The sequence below is a fragment of the Piscirickettsia salmonis LF-89 = ATCC VR-1361 genome (genome assembly GCF_000297215.2).
GTDB lineage: Bacteria > Pseudomonadota > Gammaproteobacteria > Piscirickettsiales > Piscirickettsiaceae > Piscirickettsia > Piscirickettsia salmonis.
This window is the reverse complement of sequence record NZ_AMFF02000037.1, coordinates 23,304-32,857: the sequence shown is the minus strand read 5'-3', so window position 1 is coordinate 32,857 and position 9,554 is coordinate 23,304. Positions and strand designations below refer to the sequence as shown.

The following is a 9,554-nucleotide window of genomic DNA, read 5'->3' as shown; positions in this document are numbered from 1 at the left end:
CCTCGGTAGGTATTTTGCACATCCAATGATGCAAAATCGCCGAGCAAAACGCGACGACTATAAACCCTCGGCTGTCCGCGTCACACAGCGTTGCGTGCCTTGAATCGGCACACTCCACCACTGTGCTCTCACATGACTCTGCGGTTCGTATAGATTTTTAGACACTCGTTACGCTTGCTACAGACCTAACGGCCTTTCGCAACTCCGCTCTGCTAAAAACCCGAACCTACCTCGGCCTACTCACCCCGTGCTTAGCACTCCATGGCTCGCAGCGAATGAATCTACCAAATTAAAATTCAAATCACACCGCAAACGACGAACCACAACCACAGGTGGTTTTTGCATTCGGATTACGAATAACAAATTGCGAACCGGATACATCTTCACGATAATCAATTTCAGCACCCATTAAATACTGAAAACTCATCGGGTCAACCAATAAGATCACCCCATTTTTTTCAACTTGAGTATCATCTTCAGCCGCCTCTTCATCAAAACTAAAGCCATACTGAAACCCCGAACAACCACCGCCAGTAATAAATACACGCAGCTTCAAACGCTCATTTTCTTCTTCTTCAATTAACGCCTTCACTTTATTCGCTGCATCTTCAGTAAAGACTAAAGGGACGCTCGCATCATACTCAACAACAACACCTGTACCCATATCTAACTGCTCCTCACATTATCTTCGTTATTATTTAATAATCATTATAACAACGCAACCTTAGCAAATTGACTCTAAAACTCTCAACCTACCCAACAATCTGCTTAAGCGACTGCTATCTTTAAGATTCTATCTTTAAATTAATAAAATTTGACCCTCAATTCGCAAACCTTTAAGCTTGGCTCCTTGCATTATCAACGAAAGAGGCACCTTATGACCTGGGTCCTTGCCTTACATGTTATTTCAGTTATCTGCTGGTTCGCCGGCTTATTTTACTTGCCACGTCTTTTTGTCTATCACGCTGAAACTCAAGATAAACTCAGCCTCGAACGCTTCAAAATCATGGAGCACAAGCTTTATTTTTATATTATGATGCCAAGCGCTCTCTTTACTGCAGTAACAGGCATCACGTTATTACACTTTGCCGGTGTCGATTATAGCCATAATAATTGGATGCATATCAAACTCTTTTGTGTCGGACTGCTATTTATCTATCATTTTAGCTGCTGGTATTACCTAAGCTGCTTTAAAAACGACGCAAATCAAAAAAGTCATAGATTCTTTAGAGTCTTTAACGAAATCCCATCGATTATTTTGGTTATTGTCGTGATTATGGTCGTCGTGCAACCCAAACTACCACTTTTTTAACTGCCGCTTTTTAAGCAATTTCAACCATTTCAAAATCACACTTCGTCACCCCACAATCAGGACACATCCACGTTTCAGGTACATCTTGCCAGCGCGTACCCGCAGCAATATCATCATCCGGCCAGCCTTCTTCTTCATTGTAAATCAAGCCACAGACGATACACATATAGCTTTTAAATTCTTCTTGCATAAAACCACATCCCCTTATAATAACGAGCGTATTAAACCATGTTTTAGAGTCCTATAGAAGGCTCGCTATAAAGATAAGGCCACTTACGCAGCCTTTCAAGCTTGACACTTAACTGATTAACCATTTGAGTTGGTTAAATTTTCTAAGGTCTGAGTCGCTTGCTCCCGTCCAAAAGTTGTCGCATTCGCCCGGCGCGTCAGTGCATCTGGACTTTCCTGACGACGCTGCTCAACGATGGCATGACTGCCGTCTTGGTCTTGTTTACGATCGTGATCCGAGCTAACCGCCGAAGATTGCTGTTCGCGGCGAGTCACCTCAGAGTTAACCACCTGCTCCTGCTCTTGAGCCTGCTGATCTGCCACTTGAGTATTACGCTGTCTGACTGCTGCTAACTGGTCGATTTCAGCGCTCTGCTGACGACTAGCAACACGCAGCTCAGCCGCATGCTCTTGCACACCGCCTTCAACACGGCGTGCTTGTAGCTTCTGATCGTCTAAGCTATCTGCTTGACGACGTTGTGCACGAATATTATCAATAAAGCCTTGCTGCTCACGAAGTGCTTGACTCTCTGCCACCTTGCCTGCATCTGCCGCTGTACGCCGACTGACAACCTGCTGTTGCTGCTCTTGTGCTTCACTACGCCTAACCTCTGCAGTTTGAGCCTGCTGCTCACGCCCTACGGTCCGGCGCTCTAACTGCACGGTCTGTTGTGCTTCGTTTGGTGTCTGTTCTGCCTGCACCTCACTCTGCAGGACTCTTTGTTCCTCTAAGCGCCGATTATCAACACCTGAGCCGATTTCACCCTCTGCAGTCACTCCAGTCGTCGTCACACTTGCACGCTGTTCATCAAGAGCAGAACGATCAGCAGCATTTGCTTTAATTGATTGCTCACCTCTACGCTCCAAACGAGCTTCAGCGCCTTGCTCAACACCTTCAACGCGTTCAACACCACGTGCAGCACGATCACCACTAACCGATCCGCTATTTAAGCCCACCTCCAATGTTTTATTCAGCTCACTGTGCTCTTGGCGATCTTGCTTTAGCTGTGCCTGCAATCGTTGAGCGAGTAAGCTACTACCCGCTCCCACACTGTCTACAGCCATAGTTAACACCCCCATTGCTCTATATCATTCATCACTCTATATAAACCTCATAATATAAACCCCTTCATTTATTTTTCTCTACCTCATTTGACATATCATAAACATATTGGTTTCTTTTCTTTATGAACAGGTTACAATAAGCCATCGTGATTTTAAGGATTTAAGCATGGAGATTCTCAAATGATCCTAGAAACAAGCCAAAAAAATGCCTTTAGCAACGCCCTACAAGTGATTCCTGGCGGCGTTAACTCACCGGTGCGCGCCTTTAAAGGGGTCGGTGGCGAACCTATCTTTTTTAAACAAGCCCAAGGTGCTTATTTAACAGATATTCACGATAAAACCTACATAGACTATGTTGGCTCCTGGGGGCCAATGATTCTTGGTCATGCTCACCCCGACGTTATCCTAGCCATTAAAAATGCACTAGATCATGGCTTAAGCTTTGGTGCTCCCACCCTGATCGAAACCCAGATGGCTGAAAAAATTTGCCAGCTGATCCCCGCCATCGAGCAAGTCCGTATGGTCAGCTCCGGCACTGAGGCGACCATGAGCGCTATCCGTCTGGCTCGCGGTGCCACAGGGCGCAAAAAAATTATTAAATTTGAAGGCTGCTACCACGGCCACTCCGACGGCTTACTCGTGCAAGCAGGCTCCGGTGCCTTAACCTGTGGCTCACCGAATTCAGCCGGCGTACCTGAGGAAATCACTCAACACACCCTTAATTTGCCTTATAACTGTATCCAGACGTTAACACAGGTATTTAAAGCACAAGGTGCTGACATTGCTGGGGTCATTCTAGAACCCGTTGCCGGTAATATGAACCTAATCTTGCCCCAACCTGAGTTCTTAACCACGTTACGTGAGCTTTGTGATACTCATGGTGCCTTATTAATTTTCGATGAGGTCATGACCGGTTTTCGCGTCGGTCTTGGCGGTGCTTGCCAGCGCTTTAATATCACGCCAGACCTCATCACTCTAGGCAAGGTCATCGGTGGCGGCATGCCCGTCGGCGCCTTTGGTGGCAAACGTGAAATCATGAGGCATCTAGCCCCTGAAGGTAGTGTTTATCAAGCAGGCACCCTATCCGGTAATCCCATTGCCATGACTGCAGGTCTTACAACACTCACTCTCATCGAACAACCTGGTTTTTATCAACAACTAGAAAATAACACCGCACTGCTGTGTCAAGGTCTAGAAGAAGCAGCCCAAAAAGCCCAAATTAACTTTACTACAAAACAGTGCGGTAGCATGTTTGGCTTATTTTTTACAGATCAACAAGATATTAGCAACTTTCAAGAAACCTCTGCCTGCAATACCGAACAATTTAAAAGGTTTTTTCACCTCATGCTTAAAGAAGGCGTTTATCTTGCCCCTTCCGCCTTTGAAGCTGGATTTATGTCTTATGCCCATAGTAAAGAAGATATAGAAAAAACCATTACTGCTGCTTATCGTAGCTTCAAAAAAATTAATTAATAAAAATAATATTTATTAACAACAATATATTTAAACATCTATATTTTTAGGTGTTTTTATTTTTTTAATAACAATTAATTTTAAAGTAAGAACCAAATAGGAACCTAAAAATTAATCTAAACTATATGAAAATATATCAGCATCTCTCGATAATTGTTCATCAACAGTAAGATCTTCTACTGGTTTAGCATATTCCCTACTGTAGAAAAATTGATTAGCAAACAACATCGTACCTGCACAAAAAGTTCCTGCCCCTGCTACAGCAGCTACAAAACCTGGAGATTGTTCAAAACAATCAGCTAAAATAGCAGAGTCTTCGCAAGCCAGATACTCACCACCTATAAATATAGTCTGCACAAGCCCCGATAGAGCAACTGCCAACTTAGTCACTGGACTATGAGTCAATTGATGTAAAGCTAGCATCAAAGCCTGAATAGAGCTATTTTTCTCTATAGCTGCCTCGGTTCCTGTATCATCTGCATATTGGGCAACCACCTGTTTTGCTTCAGCCTTATCTCCTTTTGCCAACACTTCAACTAATTTTACCAACCTCCTAAGCTTCTCTCTAAACAGCTCTAGTTCTGCCGATTTTTGGAAAATACCATAGCCATTCCAACCCATCTGTAAATTACCAGAAACTTCGGTCAAATGGTCTATTAATCTACGCTTAGCATCAATCATCTCCACCTCAACTAAACCTAACTGTCTAATTGCAGCTGTTAATTTACTCAACTCATCTGAAAAGCTCTTTTCTAAATTTGCTATGCCTCGCCGACGCACACCAACATTCATTACGTCTCGTATACTAGAATTCGCTTTTAGTAACTGGTGCTGACCCAAAGGAGTTAGAAAGTTAGCAGCTACATGTTTAAGTGGGTCTCTCAGATTATCATCTGTTAAATTCGGCATTTAATTTCCTTAATTCAATATTAAATCAACGAATCGAATTATATGGAAAAATAAGAACTTATTAATGGCATAAACATCCACAAACAACCCATACTGATTAAGCTTTTAGTAAATTTTAATTTAAGATTATGAATAGAGTTTATGAAAAAAATAACTACTGACCAAACCTAGATATAATTATAAAATTTAAAAAATAAATTAAAACCACTTAACAAACATAAAAATAATATTGATAATCATTATCAAATATGCCATTGTAATCAGCACTTAGCTAATAACGACCTAGCCCAATAAATTAAGGATGATAATATGAAAAAAAATACTATAACAACAATACTAACCAGTGCAATCCTCGCATTAACTACATTTAGTGTTTATGCAGAAAATCCACCCACTGCACATACGACACATAATATTACTGTGAATAACTCATCAAAATGGTATGTAAAAATTGTCGGCATCAGCCCTTTTCAGCCTGCTTACTTTATCGACCAAATCAATAATGTCTATTCTTCAGAACTTAATTATATCGTATCAAAAGACAATTCAGCACAATATGGCTTTGCTTTTAGCTTTAACGGCAGTACAGACTTTAACGTTGCCTATACCATCACAGCGATAGATACCAGTCAAAGCGCAGATGCCGATCAGAAAAAAACAAAATCCTGTACCTTTATTGTCGGTGCCAACGGCCCTGCAGATCCAAACATTCATGTTGAAAATTACCAAGGCGCACAATGCAACTATCAAATCATTGAAGGCAAGGGTGAGGATTTTACTTTAAATTAATCAAAATGAATAGAAAATTACTATTTTAATCAGTGATAAACCATACCAAAGATAATAGTTTTTAAAATAACAGCCAACCAGATAATTTTATCCAGCTGGCTATTTTCATTAAAATGATCATCAAAAAATAATAGTATTTATATCTTAATGTGAATTTATTTAAATTAATAACTTTTCAACATAACCCGAAATGTTGCCTGACTTATATTATTTTGATTAGGTATAACCTGCATCACCCGGCAATGTGGTTTTACTGCGGATTGGAAAAATGCACCACGTAAAACATGATTCTGCCCCATTGTTACCCACTCATAATGAGCAGCCAGCTGATAGTTAATATTAACGCGGTCATGATAAACAGACTGATTCATCGTTAAATTCGGCCCAGTGCCATAATAATCACAAATACTCTGCTGTGCCATCGCTGTATAAAGCGCTTGTTGCCATTTAGAATTTGTTGGCAACTGCAGTGCTAAGCCTGTTTTATTACGTAACCAAGAAAAATACTGCTGAATTTGCTCAAAAGATAAATTCGTGACGGCTTGATCACCGGTTATTGGCGCGCACAGACCACTGGCTTGACAAAACTTGGCATAATCGTTCTTTGTCACAGCGTTTTCACTCAATGCAAAAGTTTGACCGACCTGTTTAATCACCCGCATGGTTATTTTGTTATTTTTACCTAAAGGTAAATAACAATAAGCACCTGATTTAAAACCAGCCAGCGCGGAAGTACATATGGGCTCTTGCAACACGACTGATATTTTACTACTTTTTAGCGCATGATGCACTACTGGCGGTGTATTAACCTTTGGAGTTTTCTTAGTAACGTTTGTTTGTTGTTGCTTTATCTGTTGCGCTTTAACCGCTACTTTCTCAACGCTTGAGGTTTTTTCAACAGGCGCTGCTACTTTAACATGCGACAGCTTTGCCGCGGGTTTTACCTGTGTTTTATTTTGATTTATCTTTAACGCTTGAGCTTTTTCAGGCTCTTTTTTCTTACTAACCGACTGCTGGTTAATTTTTGTCGTTTCTGTTGTGATTTTTGCTATGACTTTTTCTGCAGTTTGTGTTTGTGTTTGTGTTTGTGGAGATGATGGCACAATGGCTGTTTCATCATAAGGGTCTGCCGTTACTGCTGCATTGGCTGAATTAAGCGCCTGCCCATGATGCAGCGCGAGCAGCGCGTTATTCTTACGCATTAGATAAAATAAACTCAGGGCCATGACAATAATAATAATACACAAGGAAAATACACTCATTTTTGCCAGTGAAAACCAATGTGTTTTTTGATCTTTTTTGTGTAAACGTTCAAGTAGTTTACTGGCTGAAGCTAAACGTTTTTTACGTTTAAGGGCCAACATATCTCTAATAATCAACCATAACCAATCTGGAATATGAATAATTTTATCGATTACTAGATTATCTTCAAGCGCTTTTAAAGCCGAGCATTTATTATATGGATGCTTCCCAGTTAATAATTCATAGAAAATACAGCCTAAGGCATAAATATCATCGCTGGGGTGCGGCTCTTCACCACAGAGCATCTCATAACTTGCATACGCCGGTGTAAATGCCGCTAGTGCAACCGGATCAAAAATCGATACATCATCTTGCCCAGCCTGTAACGGCCGAATCGTCCGCGCAATACCAAAATCTAGCAATTTAACCACTTCTGTTGGAGTAACAATAATATTACCCGGCTTTAAATCTGAGTGGACAATGCGATGCTCATGGGCGTGTTCCAAACCCTTGGCCGCTTGAATAATAATATGCAATACCGACTGAAAATGACGACGGTGCAATTTCGTCGACTCACCAACAAGCTCAACCTTATGATCGAGTAACCATTCTTTAAGCGATTTACCCTCAACCAGCTCCATGGTTTTATAAACAACATCATCATCGCGATCAAAATCATAGACATTGACAATATTAGGGTGTGCGAGCTGCTGTTCTTTATACGTCTCACGTTGCAGTGCTAGCAAGGCCTTATCCATATGCTGAATGCCTTGGTTTAAGACTTTAATGGCAACGAAAGGGTAGCTCTCTCCCACATCCTCTTTATGCTTATCCAAGGCCTTATAGACCTGCCCCATGCCACCGACGCCAATCAGCTCTATCAGCGTAAAACGCTCTTTTAATGTTAAACCGATCAGGGACTGCTCGCTCTCTTCAACTTGAGCAGCTGCACCGCCCTTTTTATCAAAAAGTAGGGTTTTCGTCTCGTCCACACTGTACCTCAATTATGCAAATTCAAATCGACAATCACTGCTGTTAAATTATCACGCGCTCGTGTCTTTAAAGTTTGCTCAACCAGCCTCTGACAACATTGCTCAGCCCTTGCTTTAGGCGCCGCTATGATCTGTTTTAAATCAGTGATAGATAACTCCCCTGACAAGCCATCCGTACACAGTAAAATACGCAAAGGACCCGTGATACTGAACTCACACTGATCTAACTGTAAATGGGCTGAAACACCCACGGCATGTGTTAAACGATTGGCATATGGATGATTATCAACTTCTTTGGCCGATATCACCCCAGCTTCAAGCAGCTGCAAAACATAGCGATGATCTTGCGTCACTTGCTTAAAGTCCTTATGATCGAGCACATAGGCTCGACTATCGCCCGTCCATAAAAAAGCCACTTTATTTTCATGCGCAGCCGTGATACAAACGACCACGGTACTGCCGACAGACTTATTAATTTCTTGAGAAAATAAGTAAATTTCATGATGACGCTGATGTAATTGCCTAGATACTTCAGCCACCTTGTCCGCCAGGGACATTGCTGCATCAAGATGAGTAAACGGTGATGCCAACACAGCACTCGCTCGCTCACCAAATGCGCCTCCGCCCATGCCATCAGCAACCACGAACACCCCAACATCGTCTTGTATTAAATACGCATCCTCATTATGATCACGCACATGCCCACAGTGAGACGCCCCTGCAGATGTGCACAAATGCCTATTTTTTTTCTTTTTAAACCACAAAAGAATACTACTCCCATACATTGAAGGTTCTATTGTAGCGAAGAATGCACGAAACTTCTCTTTATTCTTAAGTCTAATTGCATACCAATAATGATGAACAATCATTTTTAATAACGTTTAATTTTATTAAGAAAAATTATTCTAGCAAAAAATTAGCATCGAAAACATCCAAATAAACTACACTTTATCCTAACTAATTAAAGTAAAATATAGATTCAAATAGATTTAAATAGATTTAAGTCCCACCAACTTAAAGTCATATCAACTTAAAGTAATATTAATATTAAGATGTAAGAGTTAAGGAGACAGCTCTGTGCTCAAACTAAAAACTGCCCTAGTCACCTTTACCATACTCTTTAACATAAACTCTTTTGCAAAGCTTGAAAAAGTCACCCTCACAACCGGCGAGTGGCAACCCTTTGTCTCTCAAACACTAGCAGAAAACGGCATTGCTGCCAAAATTGTCACCGCTGCATTCGCTGCTGTTGGCATCCGTGTCAAATACCAATGGCTACCATGGAAACGTGCTTATAACAGCGCTCTTGAAGGTAAGACTGACGGCAGCTTTCCTTGGTCTAAAGTCACTCAACGTGAAAAAAACTTTCTCTACAGCCAACCATTGATCGTCTCCAAAACCGTATTTTATCATTTAAAAAGCAAACCTTTTACCTGGAGCCATTATAGTGATCTTAGAGCTCACCTTACGCACAGGTCATAAACATTTTAATCGCCTAAGCTCTTCAAAAGCTATTTGATTTGACCGCACAAGTAATTTATATT

Annotated in this window: 10 protein-coding genes; 4 read left to right on the top strand and 6 right to left on the bottom strand. The window is 41.2% G+C overall.

Features of this window, described 5'->3' with window-relative positions; translation table 11 throughout:
* Nucleotides 1–301 precede the first annotated feature (301 nt).
* Nucleotides 302–664, bottom strand: coding sequence for an iron-sulfur cluster insertion protein ErpA (gene erpA, locus C200_RS04630; RefSeq protein WP_016211029.1), 363 nt, complete (start codon nucleotides 662–664; stop codon nucleotides 302–304).
* Nucleotides 665–877: 213 nt separating this feature from the next.
* On the opposite strand from erpA, the gene hemJ reads away from it, so the two are divergent.
* A complete protein-coding gene (gene hemJ / locus C200_RS04625) occupies nucleotides 878–1,312 on the top strand; it encodes a protoporphyrinogen oxidase HemJ (protein ID WP_016211023.1) in 435 nt (144 codons plus the stop codon).
* Nucleotides 1,313–1,322: 10 nt separating this feature from the next.
* Here hemJ and C200_RS04620 read toward each other — a convergent pair whose 3' ends face one another.
* Nucleotides 1,323–1,502 (bottom strand): rubredoxin, encoded by a 180-nt coding sequence (locus C200_RS04620; protein ID WP_016211034.1) that lies wholly within the window; start codon nucleotides 1,500–1,502, stop codon nucleotides 1,323–1,325.
* A 116-nt stretch (nucleotides 1,503–1,618) separates the two neighbouring features.
* Nucleotides 1,619–2,605 (bottom strand): coiled-coil domain-containing protein, encoded by a 987-nt coding sequence (locus tag C200_RS04615; RefSeq protein ID WP_016211028.1) that lies wholly within the window; start codon nucleotides 2,603–2,605, stop codon nucleotides 1,619–1,621.
* 180 nt (nucleotides 2,606–2,785) lie between these two features.
* Between C200_RS04615 and hemL the strand changes: the two genes are divergently transcribed.
* On the top strand, nucleotides 2,786–4,078 hold the full coding sequence (hemL, locus tag C200_RS04610; RefSeq protein WP_016211033.1) for a glutamate-1-semialdehyde 2,1-aminomutase: 1,293 nt from the start codon (nucleotides 2,786–2,788) through the stop codon (nucleotides 4,076–4,078).
* A 111-nt stretch (nucleotides 4,079–4,189) separates the two neighbouring features.
* Here hemL and C200_RS04605 read toward each other — a convergent pair whose 3' ends face one another.
* On the bottom strand, nucleotides 4,190–4,987 hold the full coding sequence (locus tag C200_RS04605; protein WP_016211032.1) for a hypothetical protein: 798 nt from the start codon (nucleotides 4,985–4,987) through the stop codon (nucleotides 4,190–4,192).
* 309 nt (nucleotides 4,988–5,296) lie between these two features.
* Here C200_RS04605 and C200_RS14485 point away from each other — a divergent pair, with 309 nt between their 5' ends.
* Nucleotides 5,297–5,776: a hypothetical protein gene (locus C200_RS14485; RefSeq protein ID WP_016211031.1), complete on the top strand. Its 480-nt coding sequence runs from the start codon at nucleotides 5,297–5,299 to the stop codon at nucleotides 5,774–5,776.
* Nucleotides 5,777–5,940: 164 nt separating this feature from the next.
* Here the strand turns inward: C200_RS14485 and C200_RS14480 are convergent, their stop codons facing one another.
* The gene (locus C200_RS14480; protein WP_016211025.1) at nucleotides 5,941–8,010 is read right to left on the bottom strand and encodes a serine/threonine protein kinase; all 2,070 of its coding nucleotides are present in this window, start codon (nucleotides 8,008–8,010) and stop codon (nucleotides 5,941–5,943) included.
* An 8-nt stretch (nucleotides 8,011–8,018) separates the two neighbouring features.
* Entirely contained in the window at nucleotides 8,019–8,774 is a 756-nt protein-coding gene (locus C200_RS04590) for a PP2C family protein-serine/threonine phosphatase (protein ID WP_230383354.1), read from the bottom strand.
* Between the two features lie 313 nt (nucleotides 8,775–9,087).
* Here C200_RS04590 and C200_RS04585 point away from each other — a divergent pair, with 313 nt between their 5' ends.
* Complete coding sequence (locus C200_RS04585; protein ID WP_016211026.1) at nucleotides 9,088–9,492, top strand: substrate-binding periplasmic protein; 405 nt, start codon at nucleotides 9,088–9,090, stop codon at nucleotides 9,490–9,492.
* Nucleotides 9,493–9,554: the final 62 nt, after the last annotated feature.

Excerpts from the sequence above, each read along its gene's own strand:
- C200_RS14485 (WP_016211031.1), top strand. The coding sequence starts at position 5,297 with ATGAAAAAAAATACTATAACAACAATACTAACCAGTGCAATCCTCGCA.
- C200_RS04615 (WP_016211028.1), bottom strand. The coding sequence starts at position 2,605 with ATGGCTGTAGACAGTGTGGGAGCGGGTAGTAGCTTACTCGCTCAACGA.
- C200_RS04605 (WP_016211032.1), bottom strand. The coding sequence starts at position 4,987 with ATGCCGAATTTAACAGATGATAATCTGAGAGACCCACTTAAACATGTA.
- erpA (WP_016211029.1), bottom strand. The coding sequence starts at position 664 with ATGGGTACAGGTGTTGTTGTTGAGTATGATGCGAGCGTCCCTTTAGTC.
- hemL (WP_016211033.1), top strand. The coding sequence starts at position 2,786 with ATGATCCTAGAAACAAGCCAAAAAAATGCCTTTAGCAACGCCCTACAA.
- hemJ (WP_016211023.1), top strand. The coding sequence starts at position 878 with ATGACCTGGGTCCTTGCCTTACATGTTATTTCAGTTATCTGCTGGTTC.
- C200_RS04620 (WP_016211034.1), bottom strand. The coding sequence starts at position 1,502 with ATGCAAGAAGAATTTAAAAGCTATATGTGTATCGTCTGTGGCTTGATT.